We start from the raw sequence: 23000 nt of genomic DNA on the forward strand, positions 1-23000 counted from the left end.
AGATTAAACTTATCTGCAGTTAAGGTTATTGAGAATGGTTTTCAGTTATGTATATCTGCATTTGCCACGGTGTGACGGATAAAAAAATCGCCGAGTCTATTGATGATGGCGCAAGGTCTATGCGTGATTTGAGCAAAGAGCTGGGTGTAGGTTCTCAGTGCGGTAAGTGCTGTAACTGTGCGAAGAAAATACTGAATGAAAAGCTTATCGACATCGTTGATGTTACAGAGCAGGTTGCTTAACCCCTCACTGTATTAAATACACATTCTCAAAAAAAAGGGCTTTTCAGCCCTTTTTTAGTATCACATCTGAGTCTGCAAATAGTTTTCGATGCCAGTCACCTTGATAAGGTGTTGCTGAGTTTCCAGCCAGTCAATTTGTTCTTCCTGCTCGTTGAGGATATTGTCCAGCGCTTCGCGACTGATGTAGTCCTGCTTTTCTTCACACAAAGCAATGGCGTCTACCAGGTCACCCAAAGATGCCTGTTCGAATGCCATATTGGCAGCAATCATTTCCTCGCTGTTTTCGCCAATCTTGAGTCTGCCCAGGTCCTGCAAGTTAGGCAGGCCTTCCAGAAACAGAATGCGCTCAATCAGGCGGTCAGCATTTTTCATTTTCTGGATAGACGTTTTATAGTCTGCTTTGTCAAGCTTTGCAAAACCAAAATCCTTAAACATACGGGCGTGCAGGAAGTATTGGTTAATACCCACCAACTCGTTTGCCAATACGGTGTTCAGTGCACTAATAACAGCTTTATCGCCTTTCATAATGACCCCTTATGCCAACTGAGATTGCAGATAGTTCTGGATGCCGATTTTGTCAATCAAGCCGATTTGCTGCTCCAACCAGTAAACATGGTCTTCTTCGGTATCAAACAGCAGTTTTTCAAGTACCGCGCGTGACTGGTAATCTTGTTCTTGTTCGCAGATCTTGATCGCGTGCTTAACGCTTTCAACCACTTCCAGCTCTAGCTTAAGGTCGTTTTCCATCATTGACTTAACGTCGCTGCCGATAAGCAGGTCGCGGCGTTTGGTCATGTTAGGGACACCTTCAAGGAACAAGATACGCTTGATGAGCCAGTCTGCGTGTGTGGTTTCTTCTTCCATTTCGTGGTTAAGACGCTCATAAAGTTTGTTCAGTCCCCAGTCGTCATACATGCGGGAGTGAATAAAGTACTGATCAATTGCTGCCAGCTCATTGGCCAGTAGTGCGTTGAATGCATCAATTACCTGTTGCTTGCCTTGCATAAGTGTCACCTCAATTCTTTCTAAATTGACGCCAGTGTACGTATTTAATTTCACGTGTCAACAAAAAATCTATATAAATCAACATATTAACAAGTGATTATTATTCTCATTTCAGTTCAGTTTTTGGACTTTAAATAGCAATCAGATGCAATAGGCGAGCGGCAGAGCTGATCCTGCCTGCTGGGAGAGGGGACGGTATTATAGTGCGCCCGGTCATCATTATAAATCGCGCATAATCGCTACGACATCAGCTGAACCCTGTATATTGGGTTCCGAATATGGCCAGTATCTGGGCCTATTTGGTTTATACTGGGTTCGGGTCACACACAAGAGTAAAGTATGTTTACCTCAGAAGTTTGCGAAAAGGCACGAAAAAGCAGAGATGCGCGGTTTGATGGGTTATTTTATGTGGCGGTGAAAAGCACCGGCATTTACTGTCGCCCAATTTGCCCTGCACCGGCGGCAAAAGAACACAACGTAGTGTATTATCAGCACGGGCATTCGGCTGCCCAGGCTGGCTTCAGGCCTTGTATTCGTTGCCGGCCAGATAGTGCACCAGGCAGTTATGCCTGGCTGGGCACGCAAACCACGGCGGTTCGGGCAAAGCGCATGATAGACAATGGCTTTCTAAGCAGTGCCTGTGTTGAGCAGCTGGCCGACAAACTGGGGATCACGGCACGTTATCTGGGAAAACTATTTCAGCAGTATTATGGCATAGCGCCTAAACAATATGCTTTGTTCAAACAGTGCGATCTGGCCAAGCAATTGTTGCAGCAAACGGCCTTGCCGGTAACTCAGGTTGCCTATGCCTGTGGGTTTAACTCTCAGCGCCGTTTTAACGACGCATTCAGCCGGCTATATCAGATAACACCATCCAGTTTACGTCGCGGGGCAGAGGCTAATCGCCAGATTGAGTTGATGATGGCGTTTCGCCCGCCTTACAACTGGCATTTGCTTAGGGAATTTTTAGCACACCGACTGGTTAGGGGACTGGAATGGTTAGACGACACCAGCTACGGTCGTAACTTTACGCTGGGCGAGTATCAGGGGCGTTTTAGCGCGTACTTTGAAGGCGAGCAGAATCGTTTCAGAGTATTGATTGAAATGAATGACCTGAAAGGTTTGCCTCTGGTGGTGAGTAATATTCGCCGCATTTTAGACCTGGATGCAGACGCCGTGTTTATCAATGCACATTTGCAGCAGCATTGCGATGGGATAGTGCTGCAAGAGGGGCTCAGGTTACCTGGGATCTGGACACCGTTTGAGGCCGGCATACGTGCCATACTCGGGCAGCAAATCAGCGTGGTGGCGGCTAAGAACCTGATGATCCAGCTGGTTGAAGCACTGGGTGAGCCACTGCAAGATGGCACCTATCAGTTTCCCGGTCCTGCTGCGATAGCGGCATCTGAGCTGGCTTTTTTTAAAATGCCTGAGCGTCGTAAACAGGCTATCATCGCGCTGGCACAGCATTATGTGAATGCGCCGGATTGCGCCCCTGAGTCCTGGCTGGCAATCAAAGGCATAGGCCCCTGGACTGTCGATTACGCCAAAATGCGCGGCCTGAGCGCGCCGGATATTTATCTGGGTGGTGATTTGGGCGTGCAAAAAGCGATTGATAAGGTCGGACAGATAGATGAACCCGGCTGTGCCCCATTCAGAAGTTATCTGACTTTTCATTTATGGCAACAACTGGCATAGACACGTATTCATGCAAAGGAGTAAATTATGAAAATTCAAACTGTTTTGGCAAGTCCCGTTGGCGATATAACCATACAGGCAAGCGATAAAGGGCTAAGTTATGTGGGTTTTGCGCCGAAATCTCAGTACCCAGAGGGGAGCAATACACACCTGCAACGTGCCTGCGCGCAATTGACGGAGTACTTTGACGGACAACGGACGAGTTTTGATGTGGCACTGGACACGCAGGGGACACCTTTTCAGCAATCGGTTTGGCAGTTATTGTGCCAGATCCCGTTTGGTGAGACGAACACCTACGGCTGGATGGCAAATATGCTCAATAATCCGAAGGCCGTAAGGGCGGTTGGCTCTGCCAATGGTCAAAACCCAATCAGCATTATCGTCCCTTGTCATCGTATAATTGGTGCAAACGGCAAGCTGACAGGCTATGCAGGCGGGTTGGCGAGAAAGTCCTGGCTGTTAGCCCATGAAGGGATAAAAATTACCCACTAATGTTGGCTCATCATAGCCAAGCCTCCGGGTGGGTTATATAATAAGATAAAGCCCGACTAAAAGTCTGTTTTAATGCGATTTACTCTTATCTCTTTGATGTTTTTGCTGGCCTGCTGCCAGGTGGCCGCAAAAGTGTCTGTCAGACTGTGTTACGAAGACAAACATATCCCCCCTTTTTTCCTGGGTAACGGACTGGATGTGCCACAGGAAAATCCCGGGGCAACCATCGAAATTTTAAGGCAGCTCGAAACTCAGGTCGACGACGTACAGTTTCAGTTTGTGCGCAAACCCTGGCAGCGCTGCCTGTATGAAATTAAACGCAATCGAGTGGATGCGGTTATCGCCAGCTATCGACCGTCGCGCCAGGATTTTCTTGCTTATCCTTTGAATGACGATGGCTCACCCGATACACTGAGCTCTATTAGTCGACTGGGTACGTGCCTGGTGGGGATGAGTCAGTTACAAAACGCCATTGCCGAGCAGGTTTACCCTATCAATTTGGCAGTGCCAAGAGGCTATTCGGTGGCCGAATCGGTAGGCAGCGACAAATACACTATCCTGAATACCGACTCTCAGAGCGATGCCTTTGAGCTGGTCCTTAAGGGCAAAGTCCACGGCACCTTTGGGCTATGCCAGGTAGATGGTAAAGCGGTTGCTGCGTTTCCCTATCGCAGGCAGCTTAAAGCGGTATATCCGCCGCTCGACATCAGCTTTGGTTATCTGACATTTTCTAAACAATTCAGAGCATTGCATGCTCCCACCGCACAGGCCTTGTGGTCTTCTTTAAGTACCACTGAGCTGCACCATATTTATATCGCTTACATTAACCGGCAAAGCTATCCGGGAGATGCTCAGGATAGTAGCAGACTTCCCGCGCAGGCACCCTGGCAGGTATTTGACTAGGCTGGCTTATTCGACTTAGTTTGGGTAGACTATCGCGAATTTTTTTAGCGGCTGATCAGCACATGGCGCAATTATATTTTTATTATTCAGCAATGAATGCGGGTAAATCTACCACTTTGTTGCAATCTGCATTTAATTATCGCGAACGGGGCATGAACCCGTTTATTCTCACTGCTGCGTTGGATGATCGCGCCGGAGTTGGCAAAGTAGCATCGCGGATCGGGCTTGAAGCCGATGCGCATACGTATGAGAGCACAACAGACTTGTTAAGTCTGATTAATCAGTGTCATGACAAGCAATCTCTGGATTGTATTCTGGTCGATGAGAGCCAGTTTCTGAACAAGCAGCAGGTTTCACAGTTAACCGATGTGGTCGATTTGTTGGGGATCCCGGTACTGTGTTACGGGCTCAGAACCGATTTTCGCGGCGAACTGTTCGAAGGCGCACAGTATCTGCTGGCCTGGGCAGACAAGCTGATTGAGCTGAAAACGGTTTGTCACTGTGGTCGCAAGGCCAACCACGTATTAAGGCTGGACGTAACAGGGCGAGCGATTGCAGACGGTGCGCAGGTCGAAATTGGGGGTAACGACCGCTATGTTTCGGTATGCAGAAAACACTATAAAGCAGAGCTCAATAAACTCTGAACTCTGCCTGTGAGCACCCTTTAAATTAGCTAAAAGCGCCAGGCGATAAAACGGCTGGTCTTTTGGCCCTGTTGCATATCAATCACTTTGATATCACGCGCTTTGGTCTTTTGCATGGCTTGTTGCAACGCGGGCAGGTTATCTTTTTTAGAGACCAGCGAGGTAAACCAGCCAACCTGCTCTGCAAAGTCCTGGCTTTCGTCAATCATAGATTTAATGAAGGCCAGCTCACCACCCGGGCACCAGAGTTCCGGGGCATGACCACCAAAATTCAACTTCTCGGGTCGTTGTGACTTGCCCAGGTTACGCCACTTTCGCGCTGTACCGGCTTGCGCTGCCTCTGCACTTTCGTGGAAAGGTGGGTTACACATAGTCAGGTGATAACTGTCTTTTGCCCCTATGATGCCACTGAAAATGGCGTGCTGATCCTTTTGTTGCCTGATTTTGATCCCCAGCCCATTGGCTTTAGCCAGCGTTTGCGCCACAGACACAGCCATAGGATTAATATCTGAGCCGGTAAACTGCCAGCCATATTCAGCCTGACCTATCAGCGGGTAGATCAGGTTGGCGCCGGTTCCTATGTCGAGACAGCGGATCTGCTTGCCGGTGGGGATTTCGCCCTGATTGTCCTCGGCAAGTAAGTCCGCCAGGGCGTGAATATAGTCGGCGCGCCCGGGTACTGGCGGGCACAAAAATGGCTCAGGCAGTTGCCAGAACTGCACGCCATAGTCGCTGGCAAGAAGTGCCTGATTCAGTGCCACGACCGCATTTCGGTCGCTAAAGTCTATGGTGTCATGACCATGAGGGTTCTTATGTAAGTGCTGCTTTAAGGCCGGGTTTGCCTGGCAAAGCCGGGCAAAGTCATAGCCTTGTAGGTGTTTGTTTCTGGGATGCATCGGATGACTATTTACTTACTTCATTGATACGCCATTATATCTAAATTATTCGCTTTGCGCTGTGCCTTTATCGGTATTGACGGGGTGGGCAAACTTGCGATGGCCATTACTGGCTGGTACGATGAGTTTAAAAAATGACTCTATACTTTGACATGATCAAGCAAAACTCTCTCTATGTGCCGGTTGGTGAAGGCCACCAGCTTCACCTGCGTCATATTTACCATGGGCAACATTCAGGTCCGGCTGTGCTGTTCATACATGGGGCTGTTGAAAACGGCAAGATATTTTATACCCAGAGCAATAAAGGGTTAGCGCCTTTTTTAGCCAGTCAGGGCTATCAATGTTTTGTGGCCGATTTACGTGGCAGAGGGGACAGCAAACCTGCCATCAGTAAAGGGGATACACATGGTCAAACTGAGTCGATTGTTGAGGACATTCCCGCTATTTTGCAGTTTATAACGGCTAAAACGGGTAATCGTCCTCAGTTTTGGGTTGCGCATTCATGGGGCGGGGTGCTGCTAAACAGTGTCTTTGCCAGGTTTCCCAACGAAATAGAGCATGTCAGTGCCTGTGTATACTTTGGTACAAAACGCAGCCTCTATAATCGTCATCCGGAGAAGCTGCTTAAAGCCAACCTCATCTGGTATACCCTGGCGTTCTGGCAGGTTAATAAGCATGGTTACCTGCCTGCCAAGCGGCTAAAGTGGGGCTCAGACAATGAAACGCGTAAGTCTCATGCGCAGAGTGTTCAATGGGCAAAGCGCCTGCCGTGGGTAGACAGCGATGATGGTTTCGATTACGCCGCCGCGCTCAAAGACCGAGCTTTGCCACCCACCTTACATATCGCCGGAGTCAAAGACAAAGCGCTGGCGCAGCCAATTGATATCAAAAAGTTTATGGCTGAGTCGGGTACCGGCATTCAGGAAATTGTCGTCTATGGCAGGCGCTATGGACATCAGCATGATTATGACCACATCAATATGTTAACTCACAGCGCGGCAAGGCACGACCAGTTTTCTGACATACTGGCCTGGTTCGAGCGGTTCGGGCAGGTCCCGTCAGTGTGAGTCGGGCGAAGCCAGCTCTTTGGTGATCTGCGCCTCAAATTTTTTCCAGTTTACCAGCGGGGCTGTGTTAAGTGGTTTACGCACCTGTGCTTTGCTCAGGGTAGATACCACTTTGTGGCTCTTATAAAACTCCATACACTCCGGCTCGTATTTTTGGTACATAAAGTTGAGTGCCTTGCGGATCTCCCGCTCGGGCTCCTCAAGGAGCTTTTCGTAGCTCATTGTATGGATATTACGTGGCAACATGGCTTTAAAGTGTGCCATTACATCGTCTGTCATGTCGCTGTAGAGCTGGTATTCCTGCAAAGAGCAAAAATAGGGCTCATCTTCGGCAAAATGGTTGCTATATACTGACCAGGCATTGGGCATAAACTCCCGGGTCATATGGATAAAGCGCGCATCGGGGAACAGTTTGTAGATAAGGCCAATATTTTGGAAATTAGCCGGCAGCTTGTTGATCACAGCTTCTTCTGCAACGCGATGCCGTTTTATTTCATCGACGTATAAGTTACGGCAATGATCCAGCATAGAGGTACTGAGTGTTTTGGTACAATCCGGGAATGGTGCTTCGTTGCGCATACTCAGGTAGGGCACAATATCGTCGCTGATCACTGTGCTTTCGCCCATAGAGCCGACCTGAGAATGTTGGATCAGCATTTGTTCCAGCAAGGTCGAACCTGTGCGGGGCAGGCCAACGATAAACACGGGTGTAAAGGTGGCTTTGACCTTGTCTGCGGGCTTGGCAAAGTACGCTTCGTTAAAGCTGCTTTTTAAATAGTCGAAGAAAGGTTGCATGGCTGAGGTGTGGAAATCACAAAGCGCATGCTGAGCAGAATTTGCCTGCTGATAATGACTAAAAGCGGCATCTATATTTGCCAGCTTCTCGTGGGCGTTTGCTTTGGCATAATGAGTAACAATGTGCAGCCTGGGGTTTTCCAGGTCGGCATCAAGTGTATCGAGTAACGCCAGATACTCATTAAGTTTGTCGCCTTCGGTAAGCTTGATCAATTCATGGATCATAAACACAGTGATACCAGAATGTGGGCAGGCAAGGCCAGCTTCAAACACATTGCGTGCGTTATCAATAAAGCCGTAGTCGAGGTAAAACTGACCTAAATGATAGTGGGCCTGAGCATTATGCCGGGCAACACTGAGGGTGTATTCAAGTACGGTTTTGGCATCAACGGGAGAGCCAACGGCGACAAACGCATCGGCCAGCGCATAGAGGGGATCGAGCATTTTAGGAAGATGCTCACAGGCGCGTTTGAGATAATAAATGGCGTTGTCATACTGTTCAAGGCGCATACAGATCCTGCCAAGGCCAAACAGGGCTTTGCCGTTTTTTGGGTTCTGTTTAAGGACTTGCTTGAACATAAACTCGGCTTCGCGTAGCCGGTTTTCTTGGAGTAACTCTGAGGCTCTTTCTAGCAGTAACATATGGTTTTAAAGCAGTTTTGATACATGATAAAAATAAAAAGGGGAAATAGCTATAGCTACTTCCCCCTTTGTTTCTGGGTTACAGTAAATCTTTAGAACGTATAAGTTGCTTTTACATAGTAGAAGCCACCGTTGATCCCATATGGAGACGTCTCGTAGTAGATGCCACCCCAGGTATTTGAGGGAGTAAGCTCTGTAGCGCCGTCTTCCAGGAAGTCGACGACTTTCTCTGCATCCTGGTCGAAGATGTTATTCGCACCAACAGTCAGGCTGATGTTTTCAGTTGCAAAGTAAGTCAGCTCAGCGTCAAACGTGAATGACGGATCGGCCATAATCGCTGTTGCGTCATAATCTACGTGTACGCCCTGATATTCGCCGTAGTAGTTGTAACGCAGGAAGCCTGAGAAGTCTTCCCACTGCTGCGTCCAGGTGTAAGTTGCGCGGTGCTGTGGTAAGTCTTTTTCAAGACGCGCTACTTTAAAGTCACCGGTAATAGCAGAGAACTTATCAACCTCTGTCTCATTCCAGTTATAGGCCGCACTGAAGGTGGCAAAGCCGCCTAACAGGTCCATCGAGTAGTTAGCGACGATGTCGACACCCTGAGTTGTTGTATCAAAGTCGTTGGTAAAGAAAGATACCTGCGCCAGGCTGTCTACATTTGGCACACCATCGGCTTTTAACGCTGCCTTTTGTTCCAGTGTTAAATCAATTTTGTTCGACTGGCTCAGGCGGTCTTCTACTTCAATATTGTAGTAGTCGATAGTCAGGAATAAGTCGCCCGACTGATAGACAGCACCAAAGGTATAACTTTGCGACTCTTCCGGCTGCAACTCGCTACCACCCAGTAGCTGTGAAACAGGGTTAGTGGGCGGTAACAGTGCTGAGTCAACCAGTACACCGCTGCTCAGGTTAGTCTGAACGTTACTTACATTCGCCTGACCTACCGTAGGAGCACGGAAACCAGTACTGAGTGAACCACGTAGCGCCAGATCTTCTGTCGCATGATATTGCCAGGTTACTTTGTAGTTAGTTGTTGAGCCAAAGGTGTCATAGTCTTCGTAACGCAGCGCCCAGCCCATCAGAAACTCTTCGGTAAATGGTGTTTCAATATCAATGTAGGCTGCGTAGCTGCGGCGTGAAAACTCGCCCCCCTGTGATGGTTTAAAACCTGGGAAACCGTTTGAGCCGATACCAAAGCCTTGCTGTGTAAGCGGGCCTGCGATAAAGGACGCTTCGTCACCAGGAATAACTTCGAATGTTTCTTCTTTCCACTCAAGACCACCCGCTACGTTGACATCGTAGGCCAGGTCAAAGTCATAGCCTTTCGAGAAGTCAGCATTAAAGTTCTTTTCAAGCTGGATGTATTTACCCGGGCTGAACTCCATTGGGGTATCAGGACCCATTGAGGCATTAACTGTATTGGTAATGAAGTAGCGGGACTCGTTGCGGCCCACTGAGCCACTGAAGTCATAATACGCGCCTTTCATAAAGCCATCTGTAAACTCGCCTTTGGTGCCAATGGTGAGTGACGTATCTGTGATGTTACCACCAAAGAAAGGCGTGAAACCGGCTGGTAAAATATTGTTGAAGGCAAAGCAGTTTGCTGCTGCAAGCGAGTCCAGTGCCGCTTGATCTGGCAGACCATTTGACTGAAGCTCAACAACAGGACAGTTGATTTGCTGATCGTAGCCGTCTAATGAGCCCACCAATACCGTTGGCGTTGCCGCATCCCACGCTGCTTGTTGTGCTTCATCAGTTGGGTGACGTCTGGTCGGTTCACCATTGACGTTACGGATCACACCACCATAGACCTGAGGACGCGTAGTTGGGTTACGATAATAAAAGCCGCCTTTTACATCACGCTCAGAATAGTTACCGAACATGTAGAACTGGGAGTCGTTTGTCAGCTCAAGGCCAACGTTACCAAATAGCGTGATGTCGTCGTTTATCTCTGGTGCACCCCAGACTTGAGCCGGATCGCGCACACCTTCCAAGCCCGCATCCATAAACGCTTGCGCATCTGGACGCTGAACACTGCGGCTGGTTGGATCCGCTTCTTTATACTGGAAGCTCAGGTTGGCAAAACCTTGATCAGTAAATGGCAGGCCGATGTTGCCTTCTACTGTGGTTGTGTCGCCGTCGCCTTCATAATATTGGCCTTGTTTGACTGAAATACTGCCGCCTTCAGACGCATCTTTCAGTACAAAGTTCAATACCCCGGCGATGGCATCGGAGCCATATTGTGCCGCTGCACCATCACGCAGCACTTCTACTTGCTTTAGTGCAACACTGGGGATCACAGAAATGTCCGGGCCCTGAGCACCGTCGTTAATACCGCCGCCTAAGAAGGCGATTACGGAGGAGCGATGACGGCGTTTACCGTTCAGTAAGATTAAGGTTGAGTCTGCTGGCAGGCCACGCAGGTTAGCGGGGCGTACCAAAGAGGCAGCGTCACTGATAGGGTTAGCGTGAACGTTCAGCGAGGGCACTGAACCTTTAAGCAGTTCCAGCATGTCGTCGCCACCGGCCTTGCTCAGGTCATCACCGCCGATGATATCGATTGGTACGGGAGAGTCGCCGACAGAGCGTGGCGCGGCACGGGAACCAACCACCGCAATTTTTTCAATTTTCTTGTTTTCGGCACCTGCATCAGCTTCTTCTGCCTGTACGCTGGCGACCGTTAACCCCATTGTTGCCGTTGACGCTAAAGCAAATTTAATCGCACGGCTTAGCGCGTTTGTTTGTAGTTTCATCCTGTTTCCCCAGTTATTATATGTTGTCTTATTTCACAATTTACATACGCTGCACATCTTTGGTTAACTATCTGTGTACCCTTTATTGATGATAATTGCAAATATGTTCACTGCATCATTAAAGGTAGCAGTGAATTTAACAAGGTCAAATTTTTCAATAACTTTTTGTTTGTGGTACAAAAAATGGACTGTTTCGGGTTTTAAATAGGTACAAAGTAGGGCGGGAATTGTGCACTAAAATATCATTATTGCGTACTTTGGCGTATTTTTTTGCTGAGGTGTTTAAAATGTGAACTGTTGTAAGCCTCGGTTTAGTAGTTGAGATAGTCTAAACAGCTTGGTATTAGACTAATTAATGAGAGCCGACTGATGCGAATACGCTAAGCTAACGTCCAGTTTTTATTTCTGCTAGTATTGGAAATAGTGTTATTCCTCAAGTATGCGAATGCGATTAATTAAAGTAGTACATAAAGCGCCCATTCGAGTCGCAAGGATCAGCAAAAAGCGCCAACAATTAAGATTAAGACGCGCTTTGGTTGGTTTAAAAATTGCGCTGGCTCAGGAAAAGCAAGAAACTCGCGCAATGTTAGATATTTACAAACGTTATCCGCAAGGTGGCGTGTCTAAACAAGAATTGGCGACGGCGAATCAGCAATTTGTTGATATTTTAAAGGGGCTTGGCCTGGGGGTTTTTGCCTTACTGCCTTTTGCGCCGATTACCATTCCGCTCATTGTTAAGCTGGGTCAGTGGTTAGGAGTCGACGTATTACCTAGTTCGTTCTCGATTGGCAAAAAGCCAAAAAGTAAAGATAAATCAACCGACTAAAGCGAAACTTGGGGCTTATTCCCGTTTATTAGTCCGCTTTGTTCATCCAGTGAGTGAAATATTCTTCCCACCTTGGTATTCTCTTGTCAGGTTTATGTAATTCAAGAGGCACGTATGAGTCATTTACTTGTTCACTCATCACAAGGAATACCGGTACATTTTATAAAGGAAAGCCAGCTAAGCGAATGGTTAGAGGAAAATGCGCCACAAGCTAAAAACATCACGCTGGCTACCAGGCATAAAGCACAAAAAACCCTGTTGATCCCAGATATCCAGAGCGGCGAACTTAGCGCCGTGCTATGTCTGGCTGAGTCGCTGGACGATATGTGGCTGGCAGGTGATCTGCCCGCCCAGCTGCCACAAGGCATTTATTCTTTTCAAGGTGATGACGCCTTTGTAGAACAGGCGGCGCTTGGTTACTTACTTGGTGCCTATACGTTCGATGCTTACAAGAAGGTATCTGCGCCCAGTGCAAAACTGGCGATAGAGTCCGAAGTTATGTTGAAAAAACTGCAGGACCAGGCGGATGCCATTTACCTGGTCAGAGATTTAGTCAACACGCCTGCCGCCGATATGATGCCGCAACATATGGCAGAGATCTGCACTGAAATGGCAGCCAAGTTTGGGGCACGGTTTACACAAATCGTCGGTGACGAATTGCTGGAGCATAACTATCCAACCATCCATATGGTGGGCAGAGCCAGTGAAAACAAGCCACGCCTGCTGGATATCAGCTGGGGAGATGAAAATGCACCTAAACTGACTTTGGTTGGTAAAGGCGTGTGTTTCGACTCAGGTGGCTTGGATCTCAAGCCGGCTTCTGGCATGCGTAACATGAAAAAAGACATGGGCGGGGCCGCGCATGTTCTGGGTCTGGCACAGATGATCATGGCCGCTCAGTTACCAGTACGCTTGCGAGTCCTGATCCCTGCGGTAGAGAATGCGGTTTCGCGTAACGCTTTTCGTCCGGGCGATGTGATCCAAACGCGTAAAGGTTTAACTGTTGAAATCGACAACACAGACGCTGAGGGTCGACTGGTACTGTGTGATGCGCTGGCAGAGGCACAATCAGAGCAGCCTGATCTGCTGATTGACTTCGCCACATTGACCGGTGCGTGTCGTATCGCGCTGGGTACAGAATTACCAGGCTTCTACAGTACCGATCAGGAAGTCGCCAATGCGATGATTGCTCAAGGTAATGCGCTTCAGGATCCCATCTGGCAATTGCCTTTGTTCGATCAATACAAGGCATTGTTTAAGAGCGATGTAGCCGATATGGCAAACTGTGGGTCAACCCCGTTTGGTGGTTCAATCACCGCCGCATTGTATCTTAAAGAGTTTGTTGAGCCAGAGCAGACGCCCTGGGTGCACTTTGATGTGATGGCGTGGAACATACGTGCCTTACCCGGCAGACCGATTGGTGGCGAAGGACTTGGCTTAAGAGCCACCTTTGCTTACCTTGAACAGCGCTATGCGTCATAAGCTGTTAAATTGATAAAAGGGCCGTGATGGCCCTTTTTTAATGTCTCTAAACGGGGAAAAGCGTACTGGCTGGCTTGCTAAATTTTTAAAAAGTTTTAGAGTGTCGCAGGATAGAGCCTTATTCTGAGTACTGTTTTGTCTGTATTTACACCGCAACAAGCTGAACTGGCACCGCTTGAGCCAGAGTCTTCCGCACTACCTCATTTATCTAAGCAGTTCTGGAGCTTACAAATTGCCGGTTGGCTTGGTTATGCGGCTGTGGTGTTTCTGGCAATCATTCAGCCTCAGTTTGATTCGCCCGGTTTTAATCTCACCGGACAGATAGTCAATCTGGGCGTCGAAAGTCTCAGTGGCTTTGCATTGTCTCTTATACAGTGGTTGTTTATCCGCAGGATCATTCATCAGCCATTGCAGCGCACACTCTTTATTAGCTTTCTTTCTGCGGCTTTACTGGGCCTGATTTATAACATTATCAAGCTCGCCAGCTACAAGGTCATAGTACATGACCAGCGCTGGGATCAGGCCTGGAATATGCTGGAGTTTGGCGGCTGGTTGTTGTTTTCACTGACCACCATGTTTGTCTGGACATCGATATTTTTTATCATGCTTTACAACAGCCGATTGCAAAAAGAGCATGAGCGTTTACTGCGAGCCCAAACACAGGCAAAAGACGCGCAGTTACAAATGCTGCGCTATCAGCTCAATCCGCATTTCATGTTTAATACCATGAATGCCATTTCAACTTTGATCCTCAAAGAAGACAATGACGCGGCGTCAGAAATGCTCGACAAGCTCTGTGACTTTTTTCGCCACTCGCTCGAGGCCACCGAAGGTAGCAGGATCTCTTTGCAAGAAGAAGTGCGGCTGATTGAGTTGTATCTGGCTATCGAAAAAGTGCGCTTTGGTGCGCGCCTGTCGGTGCGCTATGCACTCGACCCCGATGCATTGAAGGCATTGGTACCGAATATGTTGTGTCAGCCTGTGGTTGAAAATGCCATCAAGTATGCCATTGAGCCCAGTAAACAGGGCGGAGAAATAAGCATCTCGGCAAAGCGGCGAGCACAGCAACTTGTTATCGAAATTTCAGACAGCGGGACTGGCAATGATAGCATGGCAGTAAAAGGGTTTGGCATCGGGCTGAACAATGCCAAATCCAGGCTGGACGTTACGTACAGCGGGAATTTCACCATATCTTTGAATAAAAACGCAGCCGGGGGAAACACGGTGACCTTAGTGCTGCCCTACGAGGTTGACTAATTATGACAAAGCCACTGACAGCCATCATCGTTGATGATGAGCCTCTCGCGCTTGAGGGATTGAGTCTGAGACTGGCCAAGATCCCGGAAGTCGAGGTCATTGGTCAGGCCGAAAACGGCGATGACGCGATCCGCTTATGTCATGAGTTGTGCCCCGACGTGTTATTTCTGGACCTGCAACTGCCCGGGCTTAATGGCATTGAAGTGGTGCAGGCTATACAGGCGGATGTACTGCCCATGGTGGTATTTGTTAGTGCCTACAGCGATTATGCATTAGACGCCTTTGAGCTCAATGCGATTGATTATGTCCTGAAACCCGCAAACCTTGGCCGGTTACAAAAAACGGTGACCCGGATCCTGGAGCGCCGCCAGCCTCGTCAGGCAGAGCAGGAAAAATACCGATTACTTCAGGCACTCACGCAAACCTCCGGCCTTGCGGTAACTGAGCTAGAATCCTGGCTGGAAACAGACCGCCCATTGCCTGCTAAGCAGGACAGAGAGTTGATCATTAAAAACAGTGATAATGAGCAGGTCTTTGTTCCGATGGGCACAATCCGCTGGATTGACGCTGCCGGCGATTACATGTGCGTGCACACTGAGTCAGAAACCCATGTCCTGCGCATTACCATGAAAAAACTACAGACGTTGCTGGATGGCAGCCTGTTTGCCCGGATCCATAAGTCGACCATAGTTAACTTAAGTTATGTCACTGCGATTAAACCTATGCGAAATAACGAGAGCCTGGTGACACTTAAAGGACAAGTGGAGCTCAAAGTCAGTCGTAATTATAGTCAGGCATTACAGCAATTTGTTGCCAAAAAGAAAACATTGAGCTAGCTGGTTCGCGTTACTACAAACAAGAAATATCAGTCGGCAGCCAGAAGTATTACCTCTTCTGGTGCAACGACTGCAAGTTTTGGTGCAATATGTATGTACCCGATACCCTCCAAAAGCTAAGTAAAACAAAAGGCTAACCTTTCGTCCTATTTTTGTATCGTCTTGTCGTGCACTATTGTGGCCCACGTTCTTGTGTCGCAGCAGTTGCCCGTGATGGCGCGTTTCCATTGTAACATTTCAGTTAATTTTACAGGATACCCTCAGGCGCAGTCCGAACCGGTCATCTGGTTCGCTGCTCATTCCCGGTAGTACGGACAGTGCGCTTTGCCAGCATTCCTATATGGCAGCGCGCACATAACAACAACAGCGGCCTTGTGCCAGACTGTGAAAAGAACACGTCCGTGCTGCGCAACAATCGGAACGATTAGTTGGAACACACATTATGATAAAAGTTGCAAAATCCCTCACCGCAGTGAGTGTCCTGCTTACATTGGCTGGTTTAACCGGCTGTGGCGGCGATGCTAAAACACGCACCGATCTGAGCAAAACAGATCCCGCGGCGCCGGTCAGTGACTGGCAGCTTGTCTGGCAGGACGAGTTTGACGAGTCACAAATTAATCCCCAAAACTGGACGCACGAAGTGAACTGCCAGGGTGGTGGCAATGAAGAGCGTCAATGCTATACCGATGATGCAGTCAATTCGTATGTCAGCGATGGCACACTGAAAATAGTTGCGCTTCGCGCTGCGGAAGATGCTGAAAAGCCCTATACATCTGCGCGCCTTATTACAAAGCACAAAGCGGATTTCAAATATGGTCGATTTGAAATGCGGGCGAAACTGCCAAGTGGGCAGGGCAGCTGGCCGGCATTTTGGATGCTGCCAACGGACGAAGTCTATGGCGGCTGGCCTAAGTCTGGCGAGATTGACATCGTTGAGGCGGTAAACCTCAAAGCACAAGATGCGGATGGTATGCCTGAGGCCCATGTCTACGGGACCTTACATTATGGTAAGGATTGGCCTGACAACGTTCACTCTGGTAAATCGCATAGCTTACCGGATGGTGTTAACCCGGCCGATGACTTTCATACCTACGCGGTGGAATGGCAAGAGGGAGAAATACGCTGGTACGTGGATGATTATCTGTACGCGACACAACGCCAGTCCGAACCTCTATACGACAGTGAAGGCAATGTCTTCAGCCTTAAACATCGGGGCTGGTTTGCCGAGTATCATGATCAGGGCAGCGGTGAGTTGGTAACGCACTGGGACAGCGCGCCGTTTGATCAAAATTTCTATCTGATCCTGAATCTTGCGGTAGGTGGAAACTGGCCGGAAGCCGTCAATGAGACGGGTGTAAATGCAGACGCTTTTGCTAATGGACAGACGTTTGAGGTGGATTATGTGCGGGTCTACCAGTGTCAGCAAAACCCGCAAACAGGTAAAGGCTGCGACACTATTCGCAGTGGGTGGGATTCTTTAGAAGATGCGCTGGTTGAAGGTAAAGCGCCCAGCCCCCCGCCGCCTGCAACCTCAGGCGATAGCCTGCAAATCTTTGACGGTGAGCTCAATAAAGACTGGCCAGCGTGGGACTGTTGTGGTGGCAGCGTACCTGCGCTGGTGGAAGACGACGTAGCTGGCACTGTCATCGAGTTCAGCGTGGGCAGTGAGCCCACGGTCAACGGGTTTATCTCTCGTGATCCAATGGCGTCGGACGCGGGAGGCAGCCCCAGCCCGTTCGATGCCTCTTCGTTGATTGAATCCGGTGTTGTACGTTTTGATTTGAAAGTGACTTCTGCGCCTGCAAATACAGACGCGCCCTGGATGTTAAAAATAGAAAGCGCTAACGGAGAAAAAGCGGTTGAACTGACCTTGTCTGAAAGCTCAGAAGGGGCCATCCCTGAGGTTGGGCAATGGCAACCCTTTACGTTCTCGCTTCAGATGCTGGCTGAGCAGGGGCTGGACATCAGCAGTATTGATGCATTGCTTATTTTCCCGGCGTGGGGCAGTGGTGAAGGCGCAATTTATCGCGTCGCAGATGTTGCGATTGTGACACCAGGTAAAACCACCGCATTGACAGTGTTTGAGGAGAGCGAAAACCCAGCCTGGCCAATGTGGGATTGCTGTGGTGGAACCGTCCCCACGGTTGAGCTAGACGATGATGCCCATGGCAATGTAGCAGAATTTAAAATCGGTGACGTGGCAACTGTGATGGGCTTTATTTCCAGACAAGAGTTTATTACGGCTGAAGGCGTCACAGCTGCGCCATTCGATGCGTCTTCTATCCTCTCTAACGGCGTGATTGAGTTTGACATGAAGGTGGTCAGTGCACCACAAGATGCCAGCGCAGCCTGGTTTTTTAAAGCGGAATCGGTGGGCGCGCAAAGTGCAGCCGAGCTGACTTTAGATACCAGTATCCAGCAAGCCGTACCTGAGGTTGGCAAGTGGCAAACATACACGTTTAAGCTAACCGAGTTGGTTGCAGCTGGTCTGGACATCAGTGCGATTGACGTCTTAATGGTTTTTCCCAGCTGGGGCCAGGGCGCAGGTGCAGTATATCGCATAGATAACGTGAAAATTTACGACCCGAATCAGGCCGATAATTTTGCCGGGGAAGTGTTATTTGCCGATGATGTGGCAGCCAAATGGACGCTGTGGGACTGTTGTGGCGGCTCTGTGCCAACACTTGAAAACGATGATATGACTCAGGGCATGGTGGCTGAATTTCAAGTAGGCAGCGAGCCTACGGTAATGGGCTTGTTTGCTGAAGATGGCCACTATCTGGATGCGTCTGCTTATCTTGAAAAAGGCGCAGTGCAGTTTGATCTCAAAGTAGTGACAGCGCCCAATGATAGCAGTGCGCCTTGGAAGTTTAAGATAGAAGCACTGGATGCCAGTTTTGCGCTGGAACTTAATCTGACCGACAGCTTGGAGGCGGTGGCGCCTCAGGTTGGCCAGTGGCAGACCTATACTTTCCCACTTCAGACACTGCAAGATGGTGGGGTGAACATCAGCGGTATTGACATCATCATGATTTACCCAGCCTGGGGGCAGGGTGAAGGAGCTGTATATCGGCTCGATAATGTGATGGTTACAGCGCAATAAAACCAAACCGATGGCGTGGCGTTGCCTCGCCCAGACAGCGAAAATTATTCAAGCAGGTCATTATGAATACAGTAAATTATAAACTCTCACATGTCGCGATTCTGATCGGTGCGGTACTTGGTACTTCTATGGTACAAGCTGAGGAAGCCGTGTCGCAGGTTGCTGAAGAAACGCCCGAGGTTATCGAGGTACGTGGGATCAAGGGCAGTTTGATCCGCTCTATGAACGTCAAACGGGATATGTCTGGCGTGGTGGATGCGATTTCAGCAGAAGAAATGGGTAAGTTTCCCGACACCAACCTGGCGGAGTCTTTGCAGCGTATTACCGGTGTGGCAGTGAGTCGCAGTAACGGTGAAGGCAGTCAGATAACCGTGCGTGGCTTCGGCCCCGACTTTAACCTGGTCACGCTCAATGGCAGACAAATGCCAGGAACGGGAAACAGTCGTTCCTATAATTTTGAAAACTTGTCATCCGACGGGGTAACGGCGCTGGAAGTGTACAAAACTGCCCGCGCAGATAACCCAACCGGTGGATTGGGTGCCACGGTCAACATCGTCACAGCCCGCCCGCTCGACAGTGGCGCAGAGAAAATGTCCTTTTCTGCCAAGGCCATTCACGACTCCTCCAATGTGGCGGGTGATGACATCACACCAGAGGTCTCTGCTTTATACTCCAATGCATTCTTGGATGAAACCGTCGGGTTTGGTTTTAACATCAATCACCATCGCCGTGATTTTCAGCAGCAAAGTGCCAACATTCAGGGCTGGCAGGCAAATGTGGATTTACCCACCAACCTGGAGGCCGGTAACGTTATCGACAATCGCCCGCTGAATGAGCAAGGGGTGCCAGCTGGGGATTACTTCTTCCCTAGGGATATGAATTATCAAATAAGCGATTTGCAGCGTGAAAGAACCAATGGTCAGGTGGTCTTTCAGTATGCGCCCGGTGACGATCTGGTGATGACCCTGGACTATACCGGGACCAAATCCATAACCGGTAAAAATGGCATTTCATGGGGGATGTGGAATGACTACGGCGGCAACATCAATGGCTATGAGCTGGATGAAAACGGCACAGTGGTTTATGCCGATATCAGCGGTAACGATGGCTCTTTCAGTGCCTCACGTTCGACGACCGAAGTCAAAGAGCGCTCCATTGGCTTTAATGTTCAGTGGCAGGCCAGCGATACGCTGAGCCTCACTTTGGATTATCATGATTCGCAAAGCGAAACCGATAATGGCGCAGACGTTGGCCTTGGCAGTGAAGGCACTTTGGTGCTTGGGTCGGATCAGTTAACAACCAAACGCTATGACTATCGCAGCGGCGAAATCCCCCATGCTGAGATTTTGTGGAAAAACGGCACCAACGAGCTGGCAGCCAGTGAAATTGACTCTCATTTTAGCCAGTTTGTACATTCACCCGGTAAAGCGACCGTTGAGCAGTTACAGCTTGATGGCGTATGGGAAAACCTCAGTGACCGTTGGGGACTGGTGAATATCAAGTTTGGTGTGGCACGTACAGAGCAAGAAATGAGTGGCTCTAACGCCTGGAGTGGCTTGATTGGTGGTTTCTTGTTTAATCCTGCCTGGCCGGAGTTGTTCCCCGACGGCATGTTTACTCAACATGACACCAGTGATTTTTTAAATGCATTTGATGGCGGTGGCAGTGCCCTGCAGCCACATTATTACTACACCTTTGACTTTGATGAGGTTGCCGCTCGTTCTGAAGCCTTTTTGACCAATGAATTACTTGGCGGCAAAGATTATTTTGCGACTACGGCATATCACGACATGGGCACTCTGTCGCGCGACAGCGTGACAGAAGAAACCAGCAGTATCTATCTGTCGAGCTTCTGGGAGTTCGAGGTTGCGAGCTATCCGGTACAGATAAACGCCGGTGTCCGCTACGAACAAACGGATGTGACCAGCAGTACTTTCCAGCCAACGCCAACGGCCGTATGGTGGAAAGGCGGCAGTGAATGGCATACCCAGTACGTACCTGACGGAGATGCCTTTTTTACCCTTGAAGGTGAGCACGACGTGGTGTTACCTATGGTGGATTTACGCGTGGATGTTACCGATGAGCTGGTTGCCCGACTGTCCTGGGGTAAAACCATTTCCCGAGCGCCGCTTGGCGACCTGGTCGGTGGCCGAAGTCTTACCAATAGCCCTAAAATCGGTTCGCGCAATGCCAGCGAAGGTAATACCAACTTGCAACCGTTCGAGTCGACCAACTTTGACCTCAGCCTGGAGTACTACTACAGCGAGGGCAGCTATGCAGCTATTGGATACTTTGATAAGTCGGTGAAAAACTTCATCGGCAGTCAGGTGAATTCGACCACCGTAGACGGTTTTCACGATATATATCAGGGGCCAAGATGGTTACAAGCGGTTGCTGATATCGAAAGCCGTGGCGAGCAGGCCACCAATGACGCCATTTTTGCACAAATGCAGGCCAATGGCGCAACACTCAATGAGCAGGGGTATATCACACCAAACGCCGAAGACCCGCTAATTGTGTGGGACTTTACCCGACCGTTTAATGCCCCGGACACCAAGTCGGTAGATGGTATTGAGGTTGCTGTGCAGCACTTGATTGGTGAGACCGGCTTCGGTGTGGGTGTCAACGCCACCTTTGTGAATGGGGATGTGGAGTTTGATGTGGCCAGCCTTAAGCAGCAAACTCCGCTGACCGGACTGAGCGACTCAGCCAACTTCCAGGTGTTTTATGAGCTCGATGGCCTGTCGGTAAAACTGACTTACGCCTGGCGCGATGAGTATTTGATAGGGGTTGGGCAGGATCAGGGGTCCTCGGATAACCCGCCACAGTTTGCCAAGGCCTTTGGCCAGTGGGACATGAGCGTTAACTACGACATGACCGAGCAGCTGACTGTATTCTTCGAAGGCGTCAACCTCAATGATGAAACCGAGCAGGGTTTTGGCCGTTATGAACGTCAATTCCTGTTTGCCCGCCAATACGGGCCGCGTTATGCGCTGGGCTTTCGCTACACGTTTAACTAATTCTGAGTAAGCTCTGGTCGCCGCCGATTGCGGTGCCAGAGCCCGCTTGTCCTATTTTTTATTGGAAATTCATTATGGCTAGTTCATCTGTGATGCTGGATACCCAGCATGAGGCGCAGCCGGGTAACGGGCATAGATTTGCCTTATTCACGCTGACCACGTTGTTTTTTATGTGGGGTTTTATTACCTGCTTAAACGACATCCTAATTCCTTATCTGAAAGGGGCTTTTTCCTTAACTTATACTCAGGCCATGCTGGTGCAGTTTTGCTTCTTTGGCGCCTATTTTATCGTCTCCATCCCGGCTGGCATATTGGTGGGCAGGATTGGATTTAAAAAGGGCATTATCACAGGTCTGAGTGTGGCCAGTGTAGGTTGCCTGTTGTTTTATCCGGCTGCAGAGCTTGGGGCATATGGCTTGTTTCTGGGTGCCTTATTTGTATTGGCCTCGGGCATTACCGTGTTACAGGTTTCTGCTAATCCGTTTGTCAGTGCGCTGGGCCCGGCCAAAACCGCCTCGTCACGGCTGACAATGACGCAGGCATTTAATTCTCTGGGGACAACTGTTGCGCCCTTTTTTGGTGCCTGGCTTATTTTCTCCGGTACTAGCGAACCGGCACATGCCGATGCCTCAGCGGTGCAATTTCCTTATCTGATGATTGCAGGCGCACTGGCCGTGTTGGCCATCGTCTTTGCCTTTATCAGGCTGCCGTCACTGGGGGCAGAGCCTCAGGGCGCGCCTTCGTTGAAAAAAGCCCTGCAATACAGACATCTCAAACTGGGGGCTGTGGCGATTTTCTTATACGTCGGTGCTGAGGTTGCCATTGGTAGCTTCCTGGTGAACTTTTTACATGATCCGCGCATTGCCGGATTAAACGAAGCGCAGGCCGCGCAACTCATTGCCTATTACTGGGGCGGCGCCATGGTTGGGCGTTTTGTCGGTGCACTGGTGATGCAAAAAATTGCGGCGGGCAAAGTGCTGGCATTCAACGCAGTGATGGTGATTGTGTTGTTGTGTCTGGCCGTTGTAACCGAAGGCCCAGTGGCAATGTGGTCTGTGCTTGCTGTGGGTTTGTTTAATTCAATTATGTTCCCCACCATTTTTAGCCTTGCGATTGAGAAGCTGGGCGACAGCGCCAGCCACGGTGCAGGTGTATTGTGCCTGGCCATTGTGGGTGGCGCCATAGTGCCGCTGCTTCAGGGGATGGTGGCGGATATCTCTGGTGTGCAACTGTCTTTCCTGCTTCCGGCAGTGTGTTACGTGTTTATCGGTTACTTTGGTCTCAAGGGACACCGACCTGTTTTTCTATCCACGGAGAAGTAAAGTGAAGAAAAAAACAA

At 49.4% G+C, this 23000-nt stretch carries 18 protein-coding genes; 13 read left to right on the forward strand and 5 right to left on the reverse strand.

Translation table 11 applies throughout. The annotated features are described in order from the left end of the window. The first annotated feature begins 47 nt into the window (after positions 1-47). A complete protein-coding gene (locus tag TW77_RS02545; protein ID WP_010380974.1) occupies positions 48-242 on the forward strand; it encodes a (2Fe-2S)-binding protein in 195 nt (64 codons plus the stop codon). Between the two features lie 60 nt (positions 243-302). On the opposite strand, the gene bfr (TW77_RS02550) is transcribed toward TW77_RS02545, so the two are convergent. Both bfr (TW77_RS02550) and bfr (TW77_RS02555) read right to left on the reverse strand, forming a co-directional pair. After that, positions 303-767, reverse strand: coding sequence for a bacterioferritin (bfr, locus tag TW77_RS02550; protein ID WP_046003409.1), 465 nt, complete (start codon positions 765-767; stop codon positions 303-305). 9 nt (positions 768-776) lie between these two features. Beyond that, positions 777-1247: a bacterioferritin gene (bfr, locus tag TW77_RS02555; RefSeq protein WP_046003410.1), complete on the reverse strand. Its 471-nt coding sequence runs from the start codon at positions 1245-1247 to the stop codon at positions 777-779. 339 nt (positions 1248-1586) lie between these two features. On the opposite strand from bfr (TW77_RS02555), the gene TW77_RS02560 reads away from it, so the two are divergent. The 4 genes from TW77_RS02560 to TW77_RS02575 all read left to right on the forward strand — a co-directional run bounded on the left by TW77_RS02560 (position 1587) and on the right by TW77_RS02575 (position 4984). Beyond that, positions 1587-2945 (forward strand): DNA-3-methyladenine glycosylase 2 family protein, encoded by a 1359-nt coding sequence (locus TW77_RS02560; protein WP_046003411.1) that lies wholly within the window; start codon positions 1587-1589, stop codon positions 2943-2945. 27 nt (positions 2946-2972) lie between these two features. Continuing rightward, positions 2973-3437 carry a methylated-DNA--[protein]-cysteine S-methyltransferase gene (locus tag TW77_RS02565; protein WP_046003412.1) on the forward strand — a complete coding sequence of 155 codons (465 nt, stop codon included), beginning with the start codon at positions 2973-2975 and terminating at the stop codon, positions 3435-3437. Between the two features lie 72 nt (positions 3438-3509). Continuing rightward, a complete protein-coding gene (locus tag TW77_RS02570; protein WP_156158586.1) occupies positions 3510-4340 on the forward strand; it encodes a hypothetical protein in 831 nt (276 codons plus the stop codon). Between the two features lie 62 nt (positions 4341-4402). After that, complete coding sequence (locus TW77_RS02575) at positions 4403-4984, forward strand: thymidine kinase (RefSeq protein WP_046003413.1); 582 nt, start codon at positions 4403-4405, stop codon at positions 4982-4984. 29 nt (positions 4985-5013) lie between these two features. Here TW77_RS02575 and rlmF read toward each other — a convergent pair whose 3' ends face one another. Beyond that, positions 5014-5880, reverse strand: a complete 867-nt coding sequence (gene rlmF, locus TW77_RS02580) for a 23S rRNA (adenine(1618)-N(6))-methyltransferase RlmF (RefSeq protein ID WP_046003414.1) — start codon at positions 5878-5880, stop codon at positions 5014-5016. 152 nt (positions 5881-6032) lie between these two features. Between rlmF and TW77_RS02585 the strand changes: the two genes are divergently transcribed. After that, on the forward strand, positions 6033-6947 hold the full coding sequence (locus tag TW77_RS02585; RefSeq protein ID WP_046003450.1) for an alpha/beta fold hydrolase: 915 nt from the start codon (positions 6033-6035) through the stop codon (positions 6945-6947). Here TW77_RS02585 and TW77_RS02590 read toward each other — a convergent pair. Both TW77_RS02590 and TW77_RS02595 read right to left on the reverse strand, forming a co-directional pair. Continuing rightward, entirely contained in the window at positions 6939-8384 is a 1446-nt protein-coding gene (locus TW77_RS02590; RefSeq protein WP_046003415.1) for a tetratricopeptide repeat-containing sulfotransferase family protein, read from the reverse strand. The two genes, TW77_RS02585 and TW77_RS02590, sit on opposite strands and share 9 nt — an antisense overlap. 92 nt (positions 8385-8476) lie before the next feature. After that, positions 8477-11137, reverse strand: coding sequence for a TonB-dependent receptor plug domain-containing protein (locus TW77_RS02595; protein WP_046003416.1), 2661 nt, complete (start codon positions 11135-11137; stop codon positions 8477-8479). Between the two features lie 445 nt (positions 11138-11582). On the opposite strand from TW77_RS02595, the gene TW77_RS02600 reads away from it, so the two are divergent. The 7 genes from TW77_RS02600 (at position 11583) to TW77_RS02630 (ending at position 22983) form a co-directional block, all read left to right on the forward strand. Continuing rightward, positions 11583-11963 carry a hypothetical protein gene (locus TW77_RS02600; RefSeq protein WP_046003417.1) on the forward strand — a complete coding sequence of 127 codons (381 nt, stop codon included), beginning with the start codon at positions 11583-11585 and terminating at the stop codon, positions 11961-11963. A gap of 114 nt (positions 11964-12077) precedes the next feature. Then, entirely contained in the window at positions 12078-13445 is a 1368-nt protein-coding gene (locus TW77_RS02605; RefSeq protein ID WP_046003418.1) for a leucyl aminopeptidase family protein, read from the forward strand. Positions 13446-13580: 135 nt separating this feature from the next. Continuing rightward, entirely contained in the window at positions 13581-14702 is a 1122-nt protein-coding gene (locus tag TW77_RS02610) for a sensor histidine kinase (RefSeq protein ID WP_082078796.1), read from the forward strand. Positions 14703-14704: 2 nt separating this feature from the next. After that, a complete protein-coding gene (locus tag TW77_RS02615) occupies positions 14705-15538 on the forward strand; it encodes a LytR/AlgR family response regulator transcription factor (protein ID WP_046003419.1) in 834 nt (277 codons plus the stop codon). A 442-nt stretch (positions 15539-15980) separates the two neighbouring features. Beyond that, complete coding sequence (locus TW77_RS02620) at positions 15981-18641, forward strand: glycoside hydrolase family 16 protein (protein ID WP_046003420.1); 2661 nt, start codon at positions 15981-15983, stop codon at positions 18639-18641. Between the two features lie 62 nt (positions 18642-18703). Then, a complete protein-coding gene (locus tag TW77_RS02625) occupies positions 18704-21661 on the forward strand; it encodes a TonB-dependent receptor (protein ID WP_046003421.1) in 2958 nt (985 codons plus the stop codon). A gap of 74 nt (positions 21662-21735) precedes the next feature. Further along, positions 21736-22983 carry a sugar MFS transporter gene (locus TW77_RS02630; RefSeq protein WP_046003422.1) on the forward strand — a complete coding sequence of 416 codons (1248 nt, stop codon included), beginning with the start codon at positions 21736-21738 and terminating at the stop codon, positions 22981-22983. Positions 22984-23000: the final 17 nt, after the last annotated feature.

This window comes from Pseudoalteromonas rubra, assembly GCF_000967655.1.
Taxonomy (GTDB): domain Bacteria; phylum Pseudomonadota; class Gammaproteobacteria; order Enterobacterales; family Alteromonadaceae; genus Pseudoalteromonas; species Pseudoalteromonas rubra_A.